Below are 22,727 nucleotides of genomic sequence, written 5' to 3'. Positions count from 1 at the left end.
AACGTGTCTAAGGTTTTTTTGATGCAACAAAAAAACCGAACCATGTAAAGGTTCGGTTGATCGCGTATCTTACAAATCGTCGAAACCGTTGGCGTCTGTCACTTTCGCATACGAACGCGATTTTTGTTCAAAGAAATCAGATTTTGTTGCGTTGAGCGAGTCGTCTGAGTATGCACGGATCCAAGGCATGACATCTTCGTCATATCCTTCGTATAAGTCGTTCAGACCGATTACACGTAAGCGTTTGTTTGCCAAGTATTTGACGTAGTCACGCATCTCACTGACGTCTAGTCCATCGAGGTCGCGAAGGACGTATTCACACCACTCAATCTCAAGGTCGACGGCCTCTGCCATCGTATCGTATACGAATTGGCTGAACTGTCCATCCGCATCAATCTTTGGATTTTCAGTCAAGACGGCACGGAGCAACTGGCTGATGAAGTAAGAATGTTGCATCTCGTCACGCTGGATATAACTGATCATCGTTGACGTCCCGACCATCTTTTGATGACGGGCCAAGTTATAGAAGTAGGCGAAGCCAGAATAGAAGTTGATGCCTTCCAAAATAACCGAGGCCACAAGTGATTTTGCGAAATTCTCTGCGTTTGGCGTGTAGCGGAACTCTTCATATAAGTCCAAGATGAATTGGTTACGTTTCATGACCATCTCGTCATCTTTCGCAATATCAAAAATGCGATTTTGTTCAGCGAGTGGGACAAGGCTTGATAAAACGTAACTATACGATTGATTGTGTACGACTTCCTGTTGCGCGATGACGGCAAGTACGGCGTGTACGGATGAATCTGATGAGAACATCGACGACTCGAGGATATATCGTGTCTGGACAGAGTCGAGAATCGATAACAGCCCGATGATCCGTTTGAACGCATCTTGTTCACGTTCCGTTAACTGCGGCCATTGTTGCATGTCTTTCGACATCGAGATCTCATCTGGGATCCAAAAGTTTGAAAGCAATTGTTTGTAAATCGTATAAAACTGAGGATATGCGATATCGTTCCAGTTCACGATTGAGCTTGTTTCGCCACCGATGATGGCGGTTGCCCGGTTAGGATGTTTGGGCGACAATAATTTGATTTTCTGAATCGACATGGTGCATGACTCCTTCTTCTACATTCTGAGCCATCCGTTCTGCCCAGTGCTGGACGTTGAACGGTTGGTTGCGAGGCGACTGCTCAATTTTGAGCAGTTCACCGGCGAGTGGGATTCCGTATTTTGAAAGGTGGTACGCCATCTCATCGACCGCTCGACAGAAGTGAACAAACATTTTATCACCTGTTCCGAATACGGCTGCCTGACGAATCGGTACATTCAATTCTTTCAGCACGAGACGGAACGTGTCCTTCATTTCATCCGGCAAGATGCCATCTGCCCACGTATATGATCCGAAATAGACGAGGTCACATGACGCAAGAGACTGGGCTTCCCGGTATCCGACCCGATCTGCGTCGTAGCGGACAACGTGGTCACCACGATGATGGTGGGTCGACTCGATGAGCGTCGCCACTTCTTCCGTGTTTCCGCTCATCGAATGACAAATGATTGCAATGTTCATGTCGTTAACCACCTTTCATAAAAACGGACGAATTCGTTAGTTAATCAGTTATGAGGCACAAGACTCACATTCATCTACTTCAACGGTCGTTGAACGTGTGTAATAAATCGATTTCATACCGAGAGACCAAGCTTCTAAGTGCATCGCGAGAAGCTCTGTCGCTTTCACATCGTTCTTCACGTACAAGTTGAAGCTGATTGCTTGGTCGATGTGACGTTGACGCGATGCGTTCTGGCGGATGCTCCATAGTTGATCGACTTCGAAAGCTGATTTGTAGAACCAGTTCGTCTCAGGTGTCAAATCTGGCACCGTGACTGGAATCTTATAGTTCTTCTTCTCTTCTGAGTAGACTTTCTTATAGACCGGGTCAATCGAAGCGGTACTACCCGCGATGATAGCAGTCGACGAGTTCGGTGCAACAGCCATCATATAGGCGTTACGGACACCGTTTTGGTGAACGGCTTCTGCGAGACCATCCCAATCCAAATCATCGTGCGAGCGATAGTTCCGGCGCTTGAAGTATTCCCCTGTATGCCATTCCGATCCTTCGAAGACGCCGAACGCGCCTTTCTCCTTCGCGAGTTCCATCGAAGCTTGAATCGTGAGGTAAGCAATCTTCTCATAAAGTTTCTCTGCGTATTGAACGGCGTCGACCGATTCCCAGCGGATTCCTTCGAGGGCGAGTAAATGATGCCATCCGAATGTGCCGAGACCGACCGCACGATACTTCTGGTTCGTAATCATCGCCTGTGGCACTTCAATGGTGTTCAAGTCGATGACGTTGTCGAGCATACGCATTTGAACCGGGATGAGGCGTTCGAGGACGTCTGCTTTCACCGCACGGGCGAGTGCGATTGAGCTCAAGTTACAGACGACGAAATCACCTGGTGTTTTCGTGATGACGATTTTTCCGTCTTGTGTGTACTCTTCTTCAATCGTCGTTGCCGACATGTTTTGTGCGATCTCTGAACAGAGGTTCGAGCTATAGATCATACCGGCGTGTTTGTTTGGGTTTGCCCGGTTCACGGCGTCACGGAAGAACATGTACGGCGTACCTGTCTCAAGCTGTGAGCGCATGTAACGTTTCACGAGATCGATGGCAGGTACGGTCACGCGAGACAATTCTGGTGTGTTGACGCACTCCATGTATTTCTCTGTGAAGCTACCGCCGTTTTCCGTTTCGTCGAAGTAGTCCTCAAGGCTATATCCCATCACCGTGCGAATCTCATGCGGGTCGAACAAATGCCACTCACCGCGTGCCTCGACCGTACGCATGAAGAGGTCCGGTAAACAGACTCCTGTGAACAAGTCGTGCGTCCGAAGACGCTCATCCCCGTTGTTCAACTTTGCATCTAAGAATTCGAAGATGTCTTTATGCCAGATGTCTAGATATACGGCAATCGAACCTTGGCGCATGCCGAGTTGGTCGACAGAAACGGCCGTATTGTTCAATTGTTTCATCCAAGGAAGGGCACCACTCGAGACGCCTTTGAATCCTTTGATGTCACTTCCGCGTGAGCGGATTTTACCGAGGTAGACGCCGATTCCGCCGCCACCTTTTGAAAGTGTTGCCACGTCGGTGTTGGAATCGTAGATGCCGCGAAGCGAATCGTCGACTGTATCGATGAAACAAGAGCTGAGCTGACCATATGACTTACCAGCGTTCGATAACGTCGGTGTTGCGACGGTCATATAAAGGTTTGAGAGCGCCCAGTACGCTTCTTCGACGAGTTTGAGGCGTGTTTTTTCATCCTCTTTTTGCATGAGGGTCATCGCGATGACCATGAAGCGCTCTTGTGGAAGCTCGTATAAGTTCTTCACATGGTCGCGGCCGAGGTAACGGTCCGATAACGTGCGAAGTCCGATGTAAGTGAAGAGACGGTCGCGAGACGGGTCAATCAAGGTCTCGAGGTGGTCCATATCTTCTTTTGAGTACGTATCAATTAGTGCTGAAGTGAAGATGCGTTTTGATGTCAACGTCTCGATCAAGTGATGGAAGTTGCCGTAGCGCATCGACGCATCATAGCCGCGATTGCGTGCCGCTTCTAGATAGAGACGGTTCAAATACATTTCAGTCGCCACGAACGTCCAGTCCGGTTCTTCGGCTTTCAACATATCGAGCGCATGCATCGTCAATAAGTCATATACTACATCTTGTGTCAGCGTCTTCGTATCGAGCGCCCGAATCGCGCGTTCCTCGTAACGCTGTACACTTAAATGAGGATACCGTGTTTGGATAGATTGAATAAGAGAAGAAACATCAGCAAGCGTTGGTGCTGCTGGTAGCATCGTCTCGTGGTGGATAGGGGATGTCAAAATCGATCACTCCTTTAATAGATATAGACGTTATGAAAGTATAATAAGAACTTCCTAACCTGTCACAATAATGTGTCAACGACCAAAATAGCTGTTAACTATATATTGACACATTTTTATCTTTTTAATCATAAAACACCTATATTTAGTTTTTCAATCCTTGACATTCTTGAATGTGCAGGGCGGTGTTTTGCTTTTGTTCGAAAAGGGCTTCATGACCCAATTTGAGACAGAGAAATGAGATGAAAAATTTTTATGAATTCTAATTGCATAGTTCTTCACAGAAAAATGAATTCGATTTCATCTTCGAAGAAGGGGTGTTTGAACCTCTATATAGGCACGAATGTATTGTATTTGACGTCGATCATCAGAATACCTGCATGAATCGGTCGACACTAGATATAGTGTTTCGTCAAATCGTGACGAATGAATCCGTTTGTCAAGGCTGGTATCCGAACAAAAAGTAAGGTAGATTGATGAGGTAGGACATGGATTTCAACGAAAAGAAGGGTTTAACAAGTGCGTACAGAAGACTTATTATTAACATGGGACCCGCTCGGTTATGGAACAGGTTCATACGGACCGGAGTTCGATGAGGTGATGATGGCATTGACCTATGTCGAATCCCCAGAACAATTGACCGAGGTGATTCGCCGCACGCTTCTTGAGGCGTTCGATGAGTGTCCACCTGAACAAGAAATCATGAAGATGGCGCAGCAATTATTCGCGTCGTCATCTTGCCAACTATAAGGAGGAAGAATAATGTTACGAATTGATCCAACACCAAACCCGAATGCAATGAAAGTCACACTTCCAGAGAACGTATTCGGCGCAAAAAGCCAAAGTGTGAAAGCAGGAGAAGCGACAGATCAGCCGCTCCTTGCGAAACTTGTCGAGATTGAAGGTGTCGAGAGTGTATTCGCATACGGCGACTTTGTAACCGTTTCAAAAGAGAATGGCGTGAGTTGGGAAGCAATCCTTCCACACGTTGAGACGGCATATCGCGGATGAACCCGGTTGTCTCGATTGTCATTCCAGCCTATAAGCGCGAGATGGAATTGACGGAGCTGCTTGAAAGCTTAACGGTCCAAACGTTTCAGCAGTTCGAAGTCTTGGTCATGAATAATGAAGGGCCGCCAAAACAGCATATTTTGGCGCCTTTTTTGAATCAATTGGATGTGCGTGTCATTGAAGTCGGGGAGAATCATCACGTCCGTGCGCGGAATCGTGGCGTACTCGAAGCGAAAGGGAACGTCATCTTACTGTTAGACGATGATGATTTGCTCATGCCGACTCACATCGAGGACGGTTTGCACGATCTTCAAGAAGCGGACTTCGTCTATACGGATGCCGAGCTATTCCGTTTTACATGGGAAGGCGGTCGTCGAGTAGTGACGGACTGGGAACCGTTCGCATATGACTTCGACCGTGAGCGGATGCGAAAGGACTCGACGTTCATCCCGTCCGGTACGATGTATCGCAAATCAATCCATGACACAATCGGTCTCTTCGATGAAGATGTCTATAATTATTGGGACTGGGATTTTTTCTTGAGGGTCATGGAGACGTTCACCGTGTCCCATCCCGCTCGAGCAACGGTTCTCTACGCATTCAATGGGACAGACAACTTATCAGCGAAACAAGACGAAACGAGACGTCGTTACTTTGACCGCTTTTGTCAGAAGCATGGGCTGACAGACATGGGGATGAAGAATTTCCATATGGTCCAAGAGGAACGACGTCCATATGTGAGGCAGACAGAGAGAACGTTCACAGGCGTGTTACCTGGTCGGACGGAAGGAGAATAAGTATGTATTCATCAAAAGAACTTGAACTATTAGAGTTGTTAGAAGAAAAGGGCTATTTGGAGACGAAGATGTTGGCTGATTTGTTGGCGCTTGATGAAGAAACGATTGAGTCGATGCTCGAGAAGTTCAAACAAGACGGCATTTTGCTTGGTTTTCGGGCGATGGTCAATTGGCAAAAAATCAACCGGCATGATGTCACGGCGTTTATCGATGTCAAAGTTGCGCCGAAACGAGGACGTGGATTTGATGATGTGGCCGAGCGTATTTATCGCTTCCCGGAAGTGACGGCCCTTTATCTGATGTCAGGTGCTTACGATCTCCAAGTCGTCATTCAAGCGAGCTCGCTCCAAGACGTGGCTTCGTTCGTCTCTGACAAGTTGTCACCACTTGACTCGGTCTTATCGACGACGACACACTTCAAATTGAAGACGTACAAACACGACGGGATTTTGTTCACCCCACAAACTGAAGACAAGCGGTTGAACATCACGCCATGAAGTCATTATCAAATCAAGTCGTCTCCATGAAGCCATCAGGCATCCGCCGTTTCTTTGATTTGGCGCAAACGATGGAAAACGTGGTCTCTCTCGGGGTGGGGGAACCGGACTTCATCACGCCTTGGAACGTACGAGAAGCGAGCTATGTCGCACTCGAACAAGGGTATACGGCGTATAGTGCCAATGCAGGGCTCATCGAACTACGAGAAGAGATTGCTACTTATATGAAAGAACGATTTTCAGTCAAATACGATCCGGCATCGGAATTAATTGTGACGACAGGTGCCTCACAGGCGCTCGATATCGCATTCCGTGCCCTCCTGAACCCAGGAGATGAAGTCATCGTCGTCGAACCTGCCTTCGTATCTTACGGACCGCTCATCGAGATGGCGGGTGGGAAAGTTGTTCCTGTCGCCTGTCGTCCTGAAAAGGGTTTTCGCCTCGACCGTGATGATGTCGAGCGCGTCATTACCGAGCGGACGAAGGCGATTCTCCTCTGCTTCCCGTCCAACCCGACGGGAGCGACGATGAACGCCGACGAGCTCGCGCAAATCGCGGAACTCGCGACCAAGTATGACCTTTGGGTTGTCAGTGACGAGATTTATGCAGAACTTTGCTATGACGAGCCGTTCACGAGTTTCGCGACACTTCACGATATGCGGGACCGGACAATCGTCATCAATGGTTTCTCAAAAGCGTTCGCGATGACGGGATGGCGCCTCGGTTTCACTTGTGCCCCTGAAGTCGTGACGCGGGAAATGTTGAAGGTGCATCAATATGGCATGATGTGTGCCCCGACGCTCGTTCAATTCGGCGGACTCGAGGCACTTCGTTCACGTCATCAACACGTACCGAACATGGTGAAGAGCTATCGTCAACGTCGGAACTATTTCATTCAGGCGCTGAACGAGGCAGGTCTCCCGACACACGTGCCGGGTGGAGCTTTCTATGCCTTCCCGTCGATTCGACACACGGGGTTGACGAGTGAAGAATTTGCGGAACGTCTCTTGCTTGAAGAACGGGTCGCCGTCGTCCCAGGGAACGCCTTCGGTGAGAGTGGGGAAGGGTTCGTTCGGGCGAGCTATGCGACGTCGCTCGAACAGTTACAAGAAGCGATTCGACGCATCCATCGATTCATGCAGCAATTCGAAGTCACAGCGGTCAAGGACTCTCATTCGTGAGGGTCTTTTGCCGTTTTAGCGATATAATGAGAGGGAAAAGACGGGCGAGGTGAAGAAAATGAAACAAGTTGACTTTGTTGCAATCGGATGTGGTCCTTATAATCTTGGATTAATGGCTCTCGCGGAAAAGACATCATTGCGCGGGATTTGCTTTGAAAAGCGGAAGGAAATGATGTGGCATGAAGGGATGCTTATCGAAGGGATGACGATGCAGACACATTACTTACAAGATCTCGTCACGCTCGCAGACCCGACCAATCCATCGAGTTTCTTGAACTACTTGAGTGGGACGGGGCGTCTCCAGACGTTCATCACGCAAGAACAAGATAAGATACCTCGGACGGAATACAATCGATATTTGCGTTGGGTCACCGAACAGCTGTCGACCGTCCACTTCAATCATGAGGTGACGGATGTGTCGGTCGAGGAAAATGGTTTTCTCGTGACGGTCGAATCAAACGGTGAAACGACTCAAGTTCAAGCTACACATGTTGTTCTTGGAACTGGGGCAGAACCGTTTGTGCCGGAAGGTTTTGAACAAGTGATCCATACGAGCGAGTATTTGACCTATAGGGACGTCCTTCGAGATCGTTATCGCGTCGCGGTTGTCGGCAGTGGACAGAGTGCGGCAGAAGTGTTTCTTGATCTGTTTCGTGAAGCGACGGATGAACAACGTGTCGACTGGATTACACGTTCCGATCATTTCGAGTCACTTGAAGCAGGAAAGATTGGGGACGAGATTTTTAGTGTGGACTACATCGAATATTTTCACGGTTTGTCTTACGAAGCACGTCAGAAATTGCTTCAGTCATTTGAACGTTTCCGCCATGGCGTCAACCCTGAGACGATGACGGCGATTTATGAGGCGCTCTATCACCGGACTGCAGAAGGTGAGCCGAAGCGAGCAGAGATGCTGACGCAAGTCGAGGTGGAATCCATTTCCTATGATTGGTTGACGCATCGTTTGAAGGGGACGCAGCGCTATACAGGAGAAGTGATTGAGAAAGAGTACGACCTCGTCGTTGTGGCGACAGGGTATCGCCCGGTAATCCCATCTTGGGTAGATAAGCTTCCGGTAGTATGGGAAGAAGAGGGAGAATGGGCAGTGCATGACACATATGAAGTGGTGATGAGCGAGTCGTTAGGTGGGAAGTTGTTCACACATACGAACTTGGAACATTCCCATGGCCCCGCCGCGACGAATCTAGGAATGGCTGTCTATCGAAATGCGGTGATGTTGAACGAAATGGTTGGAGAAACGGTCTATCCGATTCGCCATCAAAAGCCGTTCACGACGTTTTGAACAAAAAAAGGGCTAGGCGAGTCGCCTAGCGGAATCAGGGGGGAATACTTGAAGTCTTGCTTGATTTGTATTTACCCCGCGCTTCGACTTTAAAACATAACAACACGTCAAAAATAATCTTTTTTACTAATTTGTACACTTTATCGAAAAAAGTATGTTATAGTAAGTTGATGAATTTAGCATAGGAGTTGTTTGTAATGGCAAAATACGAAAAAGATCAAGTATTAACAGGTAAAGTAACAGGAATTCAACCTTTCGGTGCTTTCGTAGCACTCGATGACGAGACTCAAGGTCTTGTACACATTTCAGAAATCTCACACGACTACGTAAAAGACGTAAACGATTACGTTCAAGTTGGTCAAGAAGTTGAAGTGAAAATCCTTGAAGTGGACGAAGCTTCTAAAAAGATCAAGCTTTCAATGAAAGCGACTCAAGAAGCTCCAAAACGCGAGAAGTCTGCGAAGCCAGCTCGTCGTGCGCCACGCCGCAACGAAGCATCTTCAAACTTCAAGCAAGAAGAAGCTCCAGGATTCACAGTCCTCAAAGACAAACTTGAAGACTGGATCAAAAACACAAACTTCAAGAAGTAAGTGTTCCAAGGTGACCCGTTCTAAACGGGTCACCTTTTTTGTGTTTTACAGGAATCGATGGGGCTTATGACGAAACTGTAATTCGAATAGGGGGAGATTAGATGAAGATTGGCATCATTGGAACGGGCGGGATTGCGACGAGTGCTCACATTCCGAATTATGTAAAAGCAGGGGTGGATGTGGTAGCGGTCATGAATCGGACACGGGCGAACGGTGAACGTGTCGCACGACAGTTTAACATTTCGAACGTCTATGAAACGGTCGAAGAGATGCTCACGCACGAACAGCTCGATGCGGTCAGCATCTGTACGCCGAACGCCTTACATAAAGAGCAAGTGCTTCTTGCACTAGAAGCGGGATGCCATGTGCTTTGTGAGAAGCCTCCGGGCATATCGGAAGATGAAGCGGTGGAGATGTTAGAAGCAGCGAAACGAGCGGGAAAGACGCTCCATTATGGGTTTCATTATCGGCATCGTGCCGACACGGTTCTCCTAAAACGGATGATTGACGCAGGAGAGATGGGGGACATCTATGCGGCAACGGCACTTGCCCTTCGCCGACGCGGCATTCCTGGATGGGGCGTGTTTACGAACAAGGAACTACAAGGCGGAGGGGCACTACTCGATATCGGCGTCCATATGTTAGATCTCGCGCTTCACTTGATGGGTTATCCGGAACCGAAAGAGGTTGTCGGTCATGTCGGGCAATATTTAGGGAACCGTCCGGGTGTGGGCTTGATGGGCAAATGGGACCATGAATCGCTGTCTGTCGAAGACACGGCGAGAGCGATGATCACCTTCGATACGGGTGCTTCTTTATTGCTCGACGTCAGTTACATGGCCAATGTCGAAGCAGAAGATACGATGCGTGTCGAGTGCCGAGGTACGAATGCCGGGGCAAGTCTATTCCCGCTCACGCTCCATACTGAAAAATATGGGGCGTTGTTTGACGAACGACCTGCCTATTTGACGGAGCATGATCCGTATGAACGTCAAATTCAGCTGTTTCTCGAAGCGTGCCGAAAGGAACCGAACTATCGGCAAGCAGAGGAAGCCGTCATACTCCATCGCATCATCGATCGCATTTACGCATAAGCACGATACTTTTCATTCTTTGAAAACAGGGTATATAGTGTAGGTGTTACATATTTCTACGAGGAGGATGAATCATGCACAACTTTGAATACAAAAACCCGACGAAATTGATCTTCGGTACACATCAAGTCGAAACATTATCGAAAGAACTTGGCGCGCTCGACGCGAAGAAAGTGATGCTCGTCTATGGTGGCGGAAGCATCAAAAAGAACGGAACGTACGATGAAGTCGTGGCTGAGCTTGAAAAGGCAGGCATCTCATACGTAGACTTCTCTGGCGTCGAACCGAACCCGCGTATTGAGACAGTACGTCGTGCGGTCAAATTTGCACGTGAAGAAAACATCGATGCGTTGCTCGCGGTCGGCGGAGGTTCCGTCATCGACTGTACGAAACTGATTTCAGCAGCGATTCCTTATGAAGGGGATGCATGGGACATCGTGCTTCGCGAACATATCCCGACAGAGGCGGTACCATTTGGAACGGTCCTCACACTCGCGGCAACAGGATCAGAAATGAACTCAGGATCGGTTATCACGAACTGGGAAACACAAGAGAAGTTCGGTTGGGGTCACCCACTCGTCTTCCCAACATTCTCAATCCTTGACCCACGCTACACGGTCTCGGTTCCAAAAGATCAGACGATTTACGGTATTGTCGACATGATGAGCCACTGTTTCGAACAATACTTCCACCCGAACCATGCGCCAGTACAGGAACGCATGACAGAAGGTGTCTTGAAAGCGGTCGTTGAATCGGCACCGAAACTCGTGAACGACTTGGAAAACGTCGATTTACGTGCCATCATCTTGTTCTCAGGTACGATGGCGTTGAACGGCGTCCTTCAAATGGGTGCTGCTGGGGACTGGGCATCGCACAACATCGAGCACGCTGTATCGGCTGTCCACGATATCCCGCACGCTGGTGGTCTCGCGATCCTCTTCCCACGTTGGATGGAGCACGTATTGGATGAAGACAATGCTTCACGTTTCGCCCGACTCGGTACGGAAGTATTCGATGTGGAGCCAGGTAAAAACGACTTGGAGACTGGGAAACGTACAATCGAAGCGATTCGTGCATTCTTCGACCAGCTCGGTGCACCAAACTCACTCCGTGACTACGATATCGATGAGTCGACATTCGATGCGATTCTCGATTCTGCGATGAAACGTGGCGCATTCGGTCGTTTCCGTACACTCGAACGTGAAGATGTCGCGCATATCCTCGAACTCAGCAAATAAGGCAATTTATTGCCTATTTTGCAATAATGATTGAACGAATCTAGCGTTTCCGTTTATGATGGGTCATGTATGGCTCTTTTACGAGCGATTTAAAGGAGGAAATGACATGTCAACTGTACGTTTCGATTATTCAAACGCGCTCTCATTCGTAGGGAAGCACGAAATCGACCAAATGCAAGAAACGGTAAAAACCCTTCACTCGGTGATTCACGAGCGGAGCGGTGCCGGAAGTGATTTTCTTGGGTGGGTCGATCTTCCGACCGAATACGATCAAGATGAGTTCGCACGAATCAAAGCTGCGGCGGAACGAATTCGCGAGAATTCAGACGTTCTCGTCGTCGTCGGAATCGGAGGATCTTACCTCGGTGCCCGTGCAGCGATCGAAATGCTTCAACATTCGTTCTTCAACGTATTGTCAAAAGAAGAGCGCAAGGCACCACAAGTATTCTATGCGGGCCACAATATCTCTTCAACGTATATGAGAGAGTTGCTTCAAGTACTTGAAGGCAAAGAGGTCTCAATCAATGTCATCTCAAAATCAGGAACGACGACAGAACCTGCGATTGCATTCCGTGTTCTCAAGCAGTTCATGGAAGACAAGTACGGTCAAGATGGAGCGCGTGAGCGGATCTATGCAACGACAGACCGTGCCCGTGGTGCACTCAAGACACTTGCGGACGCAGAAGGATACGAGACGTTCGTGATTCCAGATGATGTCGGTGGACGTTTCTCTGTCCTCACGCCAGTCGGACTTCTTCCGATTGCCGCTGCTGGAATTGATATCGATGCATTGATGGAAGGTGCACGTGAAGCGCAGAACGCTTACAGCTCACCAGAATTGGCTGAAAACGAAGCGTATCAGTATGCAGTCGTACGTAACGCCCTTTATGCGAAAGGAAAATCGATTGAGATGCTCGTCAACTATGAGCCAGCTCTTCACTACGTGTCAGAATGGTGGAAACAACTTTACGGTGAGTCAGAAGGAAAAGACAACAAAGGAATCTTCCCAGCGGCTGTCGACTTCTCGACGGATCTCCACTCGATGGGGCAATACATCCAAGAAGGTCGTCGTGACTTGTTCGAGACGGTCATTCGTGTGAAAGAAGTCCGTCATTCGATGAACGTCCCAGAAGACGCTCAAGATTTGGACGGTTTGAACTTCCTCGCAGGCGAAACGATTCAGTTCGTGAACGACAAAGCGACAGAAGGAACACTTCTCGCACACACTGACGGCGATGTACCGAACTTGGTCGTCGAATTGCCAGAGATGACACCGTATCACCTCGGCTACTTGTTCTACTTCTTCGAAAAAGCATGTGCGATGAGCGGATACATCCTCGGGGTGAACCCGTTCAACCAGCCAGGCGTCGAGGCTTACAAAGCGAACATGTTCGCGTTACTCGGTAAACCGGGGTATGAAGAACAAAAAGCAGAGCTCGAAAAACGTTTGAATCAATAAGAAAACGAATCGGTCCGCGCGTCGGACCGATTTTTTTGTTTGAAACTGGGTGAAGACAAGGTAAAGTGAGAGTAGACAGGGGAAAGAAAGGGATGGACTATGAAGACATTCAAGGATTACTATCATAATCAAGTCGAGTTAAGCTTCACCCATTATCCGTTCTCAGACACGCCGCTCCACGTCTGGGTCGTCGCCCGATATGAAGACAAGTGGGTATTGACGAAGCATAAACAGCGCGGACTCGAGTTTCCAGGAGGGAAAGTCGAGCCAGGAGAACACGAGGACGATGCCGCTATCCGGGAAGTGTACGAAGAGACCGGTGGAGTCGTCAAAACGTTGCGCTATTTAGGACAGTACCGTGTGTTAGGTAGAGGTGATACGGTCATCAAAAACATTTATTATGCGGAGATTGAGCGATTCGAGGATCATCCTGCCATTGACGAGACAGATGGGGCTGTCTTGATCGATGCCTTGCCGGATAACTTATTGCGCAATCCACGCTACAGCTTCATGATGAAAGACCGTGTCCTACCAGAAACGATGAGGGTTCTTTATGATCAAAAACTGGTTTGACCGAATCGATGTGTTACCACCTTATGCGGGTTACCGAGTGACACGAGGATGGTATACAACGACAGATGGGGAAGAGGTCGTGGCGTATTCGATTGAGCCGAAACGTTCAAACGGCCAAGTGTTGATGTACTTACGAGGAGGAACGGCGCGAATCGGGGATGTTCGTTTACCACGTCTCATGCAGTTTGCATCGCGGGGCTTTCATGTCGTCGCCCCGGTCTATCGTGGCAATCACGGCGGGACGGGAAAAGAAGACTTTGGAGGAGAAGACTTAGAGGACGTGCTCTCGCTATTCGACCGTGTCCATATGAGTGGACGACCGGTTCACGTCCTCGGCTTTTCAAGAGGGGGCATGATGGCCCTCTCGCTCGCTTCCGAACGACCGGTCACGACGGTTACTTCATGGGCTGGCGTGACAAACCTCGAGTGGACGTATGAAGAACAGCGTTCGATGCGGAAGATGTTACGTCGGATGACGGGTGGGGACCCCGAGTCTGCAGAATCTGCGTATGTCGACCGTTCTCCGCTTTACAAGGAATGGGTCGCCCCGACACTGCTCATCCACGGTACGGACGATGAACAAGTTCGCTTACGTCATGCGACAGCCGTCGCCGAGAAATTAGGAGAACAGGCAGAGTTTTGGGTGCTCCCGTTCGGTCACCAGCTCCCGTTTTGGGATAAATGGGAGACGACCGAACAAGCGATGGATTGGATGTTGCGACAGGAAAAAGCACTGACTCGATAAAAAAATCGAGTCAGTGCTTTTGTGTTAGATGACGAGTGGTCCGGCTGCGATGACGGACTCACTTGCTTTCGTGAAGCGATTGAAGTTTTCTTTAAATTTCATGGCGAGTGCTTTTGCCTCTACATCATAACGAGCTGGGTCGCTCCACGTATCTCGCGGATTGAGCACGTCACTCGGTACACCATCGATGGCTACAGGAATCTCGACATTGAAAATGTCATGTTTCATCGTCTCCACATCACGAAGCTGACCGTTGACGGCGGCATTGACCATCGCACGCGTATAGGCGAGTTTCATACGTGAACCTTCGCCGTATGCTCCACCTGTCCAGCCCGTGTTGACGAGGTAGACATCCACATCGTGTTCTTCAATCAATTTACCGAGCATATCCGCATAACGCTCAGGAGCGAGCGGAAGGAACGGTGAACCGAAGCAAGTCGAGAACGTTGCTTGTGGTTCTGTGACTCCTCGCTCCGTACCGGCAAGCTTAGACGTATAACCAGACAAGAAGTGATACATCGCCTGTTCTTTCGTCAGTTTGCTGATTGGTGGCAAGACACCATACGCATCGGCCGTCAAGAAGACGATCGTATTTGGATGACCGGCACGTGATGGGAGCATCGCGTTGTCGATGAATTCGATCGGATATGCCGCACGCGTATTTTCAGTCAAGGAAATGTTCTTGTAGTCCGGCGTACGATCTTCATTCAATACGACGTTTTCAATCAATGAACCGAAACGGATTGCATCATAGATTTGTGGTTCGTTCTCACGCGAAAGGTTGATCGTCTTCGCGTAGCAACCGCCTTCGATGTTGAAGACCCCATCCGGTGACCATCCATGCTCATCGTCTCCGATTAAGTGGCGCTGTGGATCAGCTGAAAGTGTCGTCTTCCCAGTTCCCGACAACCCGAAGAAGAGTGCCGTTTCGTTTGCATCGTTGACGTTTGCCGAACAGTGCATCGATAAGACGTTTTGCTCAGGTAGCAAGAAGTTCATGACGGAGAAGATTGATTTTTTAATTTCGCCACCGTATTCTGTTCCCCCGATCAGAATTGTGCGCTTGGCGAATGAAACGAGAATGAACGTCTCTGAGTTCGTGCCATCCACTGCAGGATCTGCTTTATAACTCGGTGCATAAATCACAGTGAACGGATCGAACGCACCTTTCGTTGGCCATTCGCGTAGAAATAGCTGTTTTGCGAACAGACTATGCCATGCATATTCCGTGATGGCACGGACCGGTAACGTATAGTGCTCATCGGCACCAGCAGACGCTTCGAGGTAATAAAGTTTGTCTTTCTTTTCTAAATGGTTGAGTACTTTGTCGAGAAGTGCTGAAAACTTCTCTTCCGCGATCGGTTGGTTCACTTTTCCCCAATCGACAAGGTTGTTGCTGACTTCATCTTGTACGACGAATTTGTCTTTCGGTGACCGTCCGGTAAAAGCACCGGTGCTGACAGATAAAGCCCCGTCTTTTGTCAGTACACCTTCACCATTTTGGATGGCTTCTTCCACCAATTCTGGAACCGTCAAGTTCCGTTTCATGTCGGCACCATTAATTAATTCTTCGATTTTCAGGAGCGTTGTCGCCATCCTGAATCCCACCTTTCCCCTAAATAGATGTGGATGAAATCCGCATACTTCCGCGATTACGATTAATCAGTATGACATTTTTAATTATATGTGACACACTAATCAAACACAAGCGTTTCTTCTCTCTAAGTAAGCGCTTTCTTACAAAGACAGTTTATCACATTCTCTTATCACAAGGTGTTAAAAAACAGAAACGAATTAAAAAAATGTTTGACGATTCACAAACAGAAATGTTTTGCAAGTCGGTGAAAACTTTAACGAATTCGTCTGATTCCCTTGACATAATCGAGCGTCATTTATATGATGGTTTTCGTAACGGATACTCTTATTCTGAGCGGTGGAGGGAACAAGGCCCTACGAAGCCCAGCAACCGTCCGACATGAAGTCTTGTGCGGAAAAGGTGCTATCCTGAAGCGAAGCCATTAGCTTCGAACGATAAGAGGGTAAGGAAGAACGATTCAACCTTTCCCCATGTATGTCATCGGGGGAGGTTTTTTTCATTACCGTCCCAAAGCAACGCGTAAGGGGAACGAGTACCGTCCACATATCACCCTTATTATAGGAGGTTTTTTGAATGTCAAAATTGAACCGTCGACTTTTTACTTCAGAGTCGGTTACTGAAGGACATCCAGATAAAATTTGTGATCAGATCTCTGACTCGATTTTGGATGCCATTTTAGCGGAAGACCCGAATGCCCGTGTTGCGGCAGAAACGTCTGTCACAACGGGTCTTGTACTCGTAGCTGGTGAAATCACAACGTCAACTTACGTGGATATCCCGAAAGTTGTCCGTGAAACAATCCGTGAAATCGGATACACACGTGCGAAATATGGTTTCGATGCAGAAACATGTGCAGTCTTGACGTCGATTGACGAGCAATCAGTAGACATCGCGCAAGGTGTTGACCAAGCTCTCGAAGCACGTGAAGGTCAGATGACTGAAGAGGAACTCGATGCAATCGGAGCAGGTGACCAAGGTCTCATGTTCGGATACGCGACAAACGAGACACCTGAACTCATGCCGCTTCCAATCTCATTGGCGCACAAATTGTCACGTCGTCTTGCTGAAGTTCGTAAGAACGGTATGCTTGATTACCTCCGTCCGGATGGTAAGACGCAAGTAACGGTTGAGTACGATGAGGACAACAACCCTGTTCGTATCGACACGATTGTTATCTCGACACAACACGCAGAAGAGATCACACTCGAGCAAATTCAAGAAGACTTGAAAAAGTATGTCATCGAAGCAGTCATCCCGGCTGAACTCATCGATGCTGAAACAAAATACTTCATCAACCCGACTGGTCGCTTCGTAATCGGTGGACCACAAGGAGATGCAGGTCTTACAGGACGTAAAATCATCGTCGATACGTACGGTGGATACGCACGTCACGGCGGTGGCGCATTCTCTGGTAAAGATCCTACAAAAGTTGACCGTTCGGCAGCATACGCAGCTCGTTATGTAGCGAAAAACATCGTTGCAGCAGGACTTGCGGATAAAGCAGAAGTTCAACTCGCTTACGCGATTGGGGTAGCACATCCAGTATCAATCGCTGTCGATACGTTCGGCACTGGTAAATTGAGCGAAACAGAGCTCGTTGAACTCGTTCGTGAGAACTTCGACCTCCGTCCAGCAGGCATCATCAAGATGCTTGACCTTCGCCGTCCAATCTACAAGCAAACAGCAGCTTACGGTCACTTCGGTCGTACAGATATCGAACTCCCATGGGAGCAAACAGATAAAGCAGCAGTTCTTGAAGAAGGCGCGAAGCGTTTCGCGTAATCAACAAAAACGACCTTTCCACGGAAAGGTCGTTTTTTTAGGTTCAAGTCGTTGGAGGTGTCTGTTTATGATCATTCGATGACGAATCAGTTGAAGTGTTTTCTTGTCCAAGCGCGGTATCCTTCGCTTCGACGACTTTTTCACCGATGTCTTGTAAATCTGATTTGGCTTCTTGGGCCGTCTCGACGATTTTATTGACGTCTTCTTTGACTGTATCGACTTCTCCGACCACTTTTTCATATACGTTTTGAACGTCTGTTGAGACTTCCTGAATCTTTCCAGAAGCGGTCTTTACTTGTTCAATGACTTGAGATGCTTTCCCTGCTGGGTCTTGTTTGACTTCGTTCACGATGCCTCCGACCGAAGATTTTGCATTCGTAAGCGATTGTTTCGTCTGCTCCCGATTCGAAGAGCTAAGTAAGGCGAGGAGACCACCGACGAGGGCACCGAGTAACATCCCGGTCACAACGCTGATTTTTGGACCTCCTGCATCCATTTGGTCAAATTGACGGTTCGGATTCTCTGTTTGTTCGACTTTCGGGTCATGCTCTAATTTTGGTTCCATGTTGTTCCACTCCTTCATGTGATTGGCATTGCTAGTGTTATACCCTAGTCGATTGCGGACATAACGTTTTCTTATGAATCGTCATGAAAAAGAAACGAATGGCAGGATAAAAACGTGACGATAGGGAATGATACAAATAGATTGGCCAAAAGGGGGAAGCTGTCATGAACATGAGGGAAGCAGTTCCAGAAGATGCAGCATTAATTCGAACGATTGCACTTGCGACGATTTCAGAGGATGATTTGAATCGTTTGAAAGCAATGGAGCGCGCTTATCGACAAGAAGAGATTGTTCGAGCGATCAATTCGAGTGAAGAAGCACGAGAGCAATATTTTATCGTCGGCGAGTTCGAAGAAGATGTCATCGGATTTTGTCATGCCATCGATCGCGGTGACATGTGGGAGATGCTTCGTCTTTATCTTCACCCTGATTATCACCGGAACGGATATGGGGCAGCCTTTTTAAACTATCTCCAATCGAAAAAAACACAACCGATGGAAGTGTACGTTGAAAATTCAAATGACCAAGCGATTGCCTTCCTTTTGCATCAATCGTTTAAAGAAGTGAATCGGATCCAAGAAGAGGTATACGACCAACCGATGGAACTCATTCATTTACGATATCATCCGAGCTAAGCCTCCAGACGGATTTTTTTCAAACATCAGTTGCGGCTGATGTTTTTTTGATACAATACACATAGTCCATAAATGAGGTGACGGCAGCATGACATATGAAGAAGCACGAAAAGGGGTCATCGTCATCGTGTACCCGCTACAGTTCACGTCTCGGATTAGTGAGAACTTTATTCGCCGACTCCAAGACGAGTACGAGGTAATTGTCGTCCGTGACCAATCGGTCGGATTGACGGCAGATGACCATAAACAGCTCATCAAGCGAGCGTTGCGTGAGGCAGGGGAATACAAACTACCAATCCACGTCGTTGCATTCAGTCTCGGGGCACTTTTCACGAACCGACTCTTGCAAGAGTATGATGTGCCGCTTGGGAGTTTGACGTATATCTCTCCTTTATTTGATTGGCATGCCACTCGTCAAATGGGCGGATTGAAACAAGTCGTCGCGAGTGCTGTCGACCGTTTCCGACCAGACTTACCGCTCGGGATGATGACATTCACTGGTGGAGGCGAGGAATCGTCACGCTTCGGTGAGATTACGTATGCGCAATATCGAGAGATTGAAGAAGAAATCGTGGAACATCAAGAAGAGAAGAAGCACTTACCACGACTTCCGCTTGCTTGTTTCTACGCACCAGACGATCAATTTGCGGACGTGAAGTTGACGTTAAACGTCTGCCGGAAGATTGGTGGGGATCAAGTGTACATCCGTCGGTTGGAAGGATTCCCGCATTTTGGATATGAACGTTTGAACACCAAGTTTGCGGAGACATTGATGACGTTTTATGAATTGATTCAAGAATGACAGAAGGCGACTCGAATGAGCCGCCTTTTGCTTATGCGCGTTTTTCAATCGCCACGATGAATGGGGGATGATTGATTTGGTTGATGAAACCGTAGCGGAGGACGCCAGCCTGTTTTTGGTCGAGCGACTCCACGTAATGAAGCACTTCATCCCGTTCGACTTTTCCGCTCTCATGCCCGTGATAAATGACGATGACGATGACGCCGCCGACGGTCATGACCTCTAATAATTGAGATAACGCGGCAATCGTCGTATTCCCGTGAGTCGTGATTGATTTATCGCTTCCTGGTAAATAACCTAAATTGAAGACGGCAGCGGAGATGGGGCGCGTCTCGTTCGCGACGACCGCTTGAACCGTGTCGTGACTGTCATGAATGACGGATACCCGTTCATCGAGACCGGCTTCCTGTATACGTGCGCGTGTGGACGCGACCGCTTCTGACTGGATATCAAATGCATACACATGACCCGTTTCGCCCACTGCATTCGCCAAAAACAGCGTATCGTGTCCGTTTCCGGCGGTCATGTCGACGGCGACATGACCTTCTTCAAGGTGGTCATGTAGTAATTGTTTTGCAAAAGGTAGTACTCTCATTAATCCCATACATCTCATCCTTCTTTTTTCCTTGGAAAGAATCTCGTCGTTCCAATTCTGCACGGATCTTGTTTAACACCTGCATCTTGTGACGGCTCCAAAACGGACCAATCAATAAGTCAGGTGGGCCGTCTCCTGTCAAACGATGGACGATGACCTCGGGAGGTATACATTCGAGCTGATCGCAGACGAGGGAGACATAGTCATCTTCCTCCATCAAGTCGAGTAGGCCTTTTTCGTATTGACGGGCGAGCGGTGTATGCTTCAAGACGTGAAGTAAATGGATCTTGATTCCTTGTATGTCCATTTTAGCAACTTCTCGGGCTGTGTCGAGCATCATCTCAAGTGTCTCACCGGGTAAACCGTTGATGATATGAACACAGACACGGATGTTGTGGCGTCGAAGTTTTGCAAGACCGCTCAAAAATGTCTCGTAGTCATGTCCACGATTGATTTTTTTCGCCGTCGTGTCATGGATGGTCTGAAGGCCGAGCTCCACCCAAAGCGACGTACGTTCATTCAATTCTGCCAAATAGGCGACGACATCGTCTGGCAAGCAGTCCGGACGTGTCGCAATCGAGAGACCGACGACGCCTTCTTCTTGAAGTGCAGGTTCGTACAACTCACGTAACCGTTCGACCGGCGCGTACGTGTTACTGAATGCTTGGAAATAAGCGATGTAGTTGGCGTTCTTCCACTTTCGGTGAAGACGAGCCTTCACTTCGGCAAATTGAACGGGAATCGGATCGCAAGCATTTCCTGCAAAGTCACCACTCCCGTCGTCTGAACAGAACGTACATCCTCCTTTTGAAACGCGCCCGTCACGGTTCGGACAGGTGAATCCGCCATCGAGCGGGACCTTGAACACCTTTCCTCCATATTCTCGGCGATACGCCTCGTTCAACGTATGATATCGGTTTTGACCAAATGGATTCATTCAACATCTCTCTCCTTCCTTGCTCATGCTATCACAAATGAAAAATGACAAAACTTCATAATAAGTAATTTTTCTTGACACTTCTTTGGCATTCGTTTAGGTTTGATAAGGAAATCTTGTCGATTCGGCCATTTGTGCCGATTTTTTTTGATGTGAAAGAGGAATGAAAGGAGGACTTGGTGTGAACAATAAAATGCCAATTTCGGTATGGATTCTAGTCATTGCGATGGCGCTCAATACAACGGCGGCGTCTTTTTTATGGCCATTTAACACACTGTATATTCATGATTTTTTAGGTGAGTCGATGACACTTGCTGGGGTGGCACTTCTTGTGAACTCCGCACTCGCAATCGTCGGAAACTACATCGGAGGGACATTATTCGACCGAATCGGTGGAAAGATGACGCTCATGATTTCTGTCGGTTTGTTGCTTGCGAGCTCACTCGGATTTTTACTGTTCCACGCCACGTTCTTCGGCTATTTGGTGTGGCTCGGTATGATTGGGTTCTCAGGTGGACTCGTCTTTCCGACCGTTTACGCGTTTGCGGGACTTATCTGGCCAGAAGGTGGACGCCGTTCGTTCAACGCGATTTACGTTGCGCAAAACGTAGGTGTCGCACTCGGTACGGCCATGAGTGGTCAAATCGCGCGTTTGAACATCGAGTGGATTTTTTATGCAAACTTCTTCTTGTCGGTCTTATTTGTCGTGGTCCTTTTATTTGGACTTCGCTATTTGAAAAACCCGGCACGTCCTGTCGTTCAGTCACAGTTAGAGGCAGCCGCCACGACGCTCTCGAGCGCAACGATGAAGTCGATGTGGTATGTCGCCGTCGGTTACGCCGTGCTTTGGTTCGTGTACGTTCAGTGGCAAGGGACGATCGCCGTTCATTCGAAAGACCTTGGTGTCACAATCAGCCAATATTCACTGCTTTGGACGGTGAACGGGGCGATGATCGTATTCGCACAGCCGTTACTCAACCGTGTCTTGCGACAGTTTGAGGACGACTTGAAACGCCAATTGATTATCGGAGCCTCGATTTTCCTCGGTGCCTTTTTAATCGTGCCGTTCGCCGGCGGATTTGGCATGTTCATGGTCGCGATGGTCGTCATGACAATCGGGGAAATGTTCGTCTGGCCAGCAGTCCCGACGATTGCGGCGAAACTCGCACCGCCTGGTAAAGCAGGACAATATCAGGGACTCGTCAATATCGCAGCATCAGTCGGCCGGATGATTGGGCCTACATTGTCTGGATTTGTCTATGACATGTTCGGTATTACTGCGGTCTTCGGCATGCTTCTTCTGCTCGCTACGTTCGCCCTTACTCTATTCGTCATTATGAAAGACATTCGCGTCGCTGAAAAATCAAGTTGACGTTGAATTTCAGAATGGGCTAAAATAGACTACGATGAATAGCAAGCGATGAAGAGGATTAGTAG

Annotated in this window: 23 protein-coding genes, 1 riboswitch and 1 other annotated feature (1 of these 25 only partly in view); of the genes, 16 read left to right on the top strand and 7 right to left on the bottom strand. The window is 48.3% G+C overall.

The window, feature by feature from the left end:
• Positions 1-69 precede the first annotated feature (69 nt).
• Genes KNO75_RS06400 through KNO75_RS06390 form a run of 3 tightly spaced genes read right to left on the bottom strand, consistent with a single transcriptional unit; the run spans position 70 to position 3,862 of the window.
• On the bottom strand, positions 70-1,110 hold the full coding sequence (locus KNO75_RS06400) for a ribonucleotide-diphosphate reductase subunit beta (protein ID WP_214820503.1): 1,041 nt from the start codon (positions 1,108-1,110) through the stop codon (positions 70-72).
• Entirely contained in the window at positions 1,067-1,573 is a 507-nt protein-coding gene (locus KNO75_RS06395; protein WP_214693399.1) for a flavodoxin domain-containing protein, read from the bottom strand. The genes KNO75_RS06400 and KNO75_RS06395 overlap by 44 nt, the downstream gene beginning before the upstream one ends.
• A 48-nt stretch (positions 1,574-1,621) precedes the next feature.
• A complete protein-coding gene (locus tag KNO75_RS06390; RefSeq protein ID WP_214821708.1) occupies positions 1,622-3,862 on the bottom strand; it encodes a ribonucleoside-diphosphate reductase subunit alpha in 2,241 nt (746 codons plus the stop codon).
• 546 nt (positions 3,863-4,408) lie between these two features.
• Between KNO75_RS06390 and KNO75_RS06385 the strand changes: the two genes are divergently transcribed.
• The 12 genes from KNO75_RS06385 to KNO75_RS06330 all read left to right on the top strand — a co-directional run bounded on the left by KNO75_RS06385 (position 4,409) and on the right by KNO75_RS06330 (position 14,377).
• Positions 4,409-4,639 (top strand): DUF1871 family protein, encoded by a 231-nt coding sequence (locus KNO75_RS06385; RefSeq protein ID WP_214820500.1) that lies wholly within the window; start codon positions 4,409-4,411, stop codon positions 4,637-4,639.
• A gap of 12 nt (positions 4,640-4,651) precedes the next feature.
• On the top strand, positions 4,652-4,900 hold the full coding sequence (locus KNO75_RS06380; RefSeq protein ID WP_012726804.1) for a NifU N-terminal domain-containing protein: 249 nt from the start codon (positions 4,652-4,654) through the stop codon (positions 4,898-4,900).
• Positions 4,897-5,697, top strand: coding sequence for a glycosyltransferase family 2 protein (locus tag KNO75_RS06375; RefSeq protein WP_214820498.1), 801 nt, complete (start codon positions 4,897-4,899; stop codon positions 5,695-5,697). Before KNO75_RS06380 ends, KNO75_RS06375 begins: the two co-directional genes overlap by 4 nt.
• Before the next feature lie 2 nt (positions 5,698-5,699).
• A complete protein-coding gene (locus KNO75_RS06370; protein ID WP_074033499.1) occupies positions 5,700-6,194 on the top strand; it encodes an Lrp/AsnC family transcriptional regulator in 495 nt (164 codons plus the stop codon).
• Positions 6,191-7,375, top strand: coding sequence for an aminotransferase (locus tag KNO75_RS06365; protein WP_214782077.1), 1,185 nt, complete (start codon positions 6,191-6,193; stop codon positions 7,373-7,375). The genes KNO75_RS06370 and KNO75_RS06365 overlap by 4 nt, the downstream gene beginning before the upstream one ends.
• Positions 7,376-7,433: 58 nt before the next feature.
• Positions 7,434-8,678: a lysine N(6)-hydroxylase/L-ornithine N(5)-oxygenase family protein gene (locus tag KNO75_RS06360; RefSeq protein ID WP_214820496.1), complete on the top strand. Its 1,245-nt coding sequence runs from the start codon at positions 7,434-7,436 to the stop codon at positions 8,676-8,678.
• A 197-nt stretch (positions 8,679-8,875) separates the two neighbouring features.
• Complete coding sequence (gene yugI / locus KNO75_RS06355) at positions 8,876-9,268, top strand: S1 domain-containing post-transcriptional regulator GSP13 (RefSeq protein ID WP_074033496.1); 393 nt, start codon at positions 8,876-8,878, stop codon at positions 9,266-9,268.
• Positions 9,269-9,369: 101 nt separating this feature from the next.
• Positions 9,370-10,362, top strand: coding sequence for a Gfo/Idh/MocA family protein (locus KNO75_RS06350; protein WP_214820494.1), 993 nt, complete (start codon positions 9,370-9,372; stop codon positions 10,360-10,362).
• Between the two features lie 74 nt (positions 10,363-10,436).
• A complete protein-coding gene (locus KNO75_RS06345) occupies positions 10,437-11,600 on the top strand; it encodes an iron-containing alcohol dehydrogenase (protein WP_214820492.1) in 1,164 nt (387 codons plus the stop codon).
• A gap of 106 nt (positions 11,601-11,706) precedes the next feature.
• A complete protein-coding gene (locus tag KNO75_RS06340; RefSeq protein ID WP_214820490.1) occupies positions 11,707-13,059 on the top strand; it encodes a glucose-6-phosphate isomerase in 1,353 nt (450 codons plus the stop codon).
• Positions 13,060-13,158: 99 nt separating this feature from the next.
• Positions 13,159-13,632, top strand: a complete 474-nt coding sequence (ytkD, locus tag KNO75_RS06335) for an RNA deprotection pyrophosphohydrolase (RefSeq protein ID WP_074033492.1) — start codon at positions 13,159-13,161, stop codon at positions 13,630-13,632.
• Positions 13,613-14,377 (top strand): alpha/beta hydrolase family protein, encoded by a 765-nt coding sequence (locus KNO75_RS06330; protein ID WP_074033491.1) that lies wholly within the window; start codon positions 13,613-13,615, stop codon positions 14,375-14,377. Before ytkD ends, KNO75_RS06330 begins: the two co-directional genes overlap by 20 nt.
• 24 nt (positions 14,378-14,401) lie before the next feature.
• On the opposite strand, the gene pckA is transcribed toward KNO75_RS06330, so the two are convergent.
• Positions 14,402-15,973 carry a phosphoenolpyruvate carboxykinase (ATP) gene (gene pckA, locus KNO75_RS06325; RefSeq protein ID WP_214820488.1) on the bottom strand — a complete coding sequence of 524 codons (1,572 nt, stop codon included), beginning with the start codon at positions 15,971-15,973 and terminating at the stop codon, positions 14,402-14,404.
• A gap of 322 nt (positions 15,974-16,295) precedes the next feature.
• Positions 16,296-16,415: riboswitch (SAM riboswitch) on the top strand.
• A gap of 132 nt (positions 16,416-16,547) precedes the next feature.
• Between pckA and metK the strand changes: the two genes are divergently transcribed.
• On the top strand, positions 16,548-17,756 hold the full coding sequence (metK, locus tag KNO75_RS06320) for a methionine adenosyltransferase (RefSeq protein ID WP_214820486.1): 1,209 nt from the start codon (positions 16,548-16,550) through the stop codon (positions 17,754-17,756).
• A gap of 43 nt (positions 17,757-17,799) precedes the next feature.
• Here the strand turns inward: metK and KNO75_RS06315 are convergent, their stop codons facing one another.
• Positions 17,800-18,321 carry a hypothetical protein gene (locus KNO75_RS06315; protein WP_214820477.1) on the bottom strand — a complete coding sequence of 174 codons (522 nt, stop codon included), beginning with the start codon at positions 18,319-18,321 and terminating at the stop codon, positions 17,800-17,802.
• A 164-nt stretch (positions 18,322-18,485) separates the two neighbouring features.
• Here KNO75_RS06315 and KNO75_RS06310 point away from each other — a divergent pair, with 164 nt between their 5' ends.
• A complete protein-coding gene (locus KNO75_RS06310; RefSeq protein ID WP_214820475.1) occupies positions 18,486-18,956 on the top strand; it encodes a GNAT family N-acetyltransferase in 471 nt (156 codons plus the stop codon).
• Between the two features lie 88 nt (positions 18,957-19,044).
• Positions 19,045-19,758 (top strand): alpha/beta hydrolase, encoded by a 714-nt coding sequence (locus KNO75_RS06305; protein WP_214820473.1) that lies wholly within the window; start codon positions 19,045-19,047, stop codon positions 19,756-19,758.
• A gap of 31 nt (positions 19,759-19,789) precedes the next feature.
• Here KNO75_RS06305 and mnmM read toward each other — a convergent pair whose 3' ends face one another.
• Positions 19,790-20,362 carry a tRNA 5-(aminomethyl)-2-thiouridylate-methyltransferase MnmM gene (gene mnmM / locus KNO75_RS06300; RefSeq protein WP_214820471.1) on the bottom strand — a complete coding sequence of 191 codons (573 nt, stop codon included), beginning with the start codon at positions 20,360-20,362 and terminating at the stop codon, positions 19,790-19,792.
• Positions 20,316-21,290: a tRNA modification radical SAM protein MnmL/YtqA gene (mnmL, locus tag KNO75_RS06295; RefSeq protein WP_214820469.1), complete on the bottom strand. Its 975-nt coding sequence runs from the start codon at positions 21,288-21,290 to the stop codon at positions 20,316-20,318. The genes mnmM and mnmL overlap by 47 nt, the downstream gene beginning before the upstream one ends.
• A 181-nt stretch (positions 21,291-21,471) precedes the next feature.
• On the opposite strand from mnmL, the gene KNO75_RS06290 reads away from it, so the two are divergent.
• On the top strand, positions 21,472-22,662 hold the full coding sequence (locus KNO75_RS06290) for an MDR family MFS transporter (RefSeq protein ID WP_243834736.1): 1,191 nt from the start codon (positions 21,472-21,474) through the stop codon (positions 22,660-22,662).
• 39 nt (positions 22,663-22,701) lie between these two features.
• Positions 22,702-22,727: a binding site (T-box leader), on the top strand; it runs 190 nt beyond the window's last position.

This window comes from Exiguobacterium sp. s35 (assembly GCF_018617535.1).
In the GTDB taxonomy this organism is placed as follows: Bacteria; Bacillota; Bacilli; order Exiguobacteriales; family Exiguobacteriaceae; genus Exiguobacterium; species Exiguobacterium aestuarii.
The sequence above is the reverse complement of the archived record's forward strand: the minus strand, read 5'-3'. Positions and strand labels throughout refer to the sequence as shown.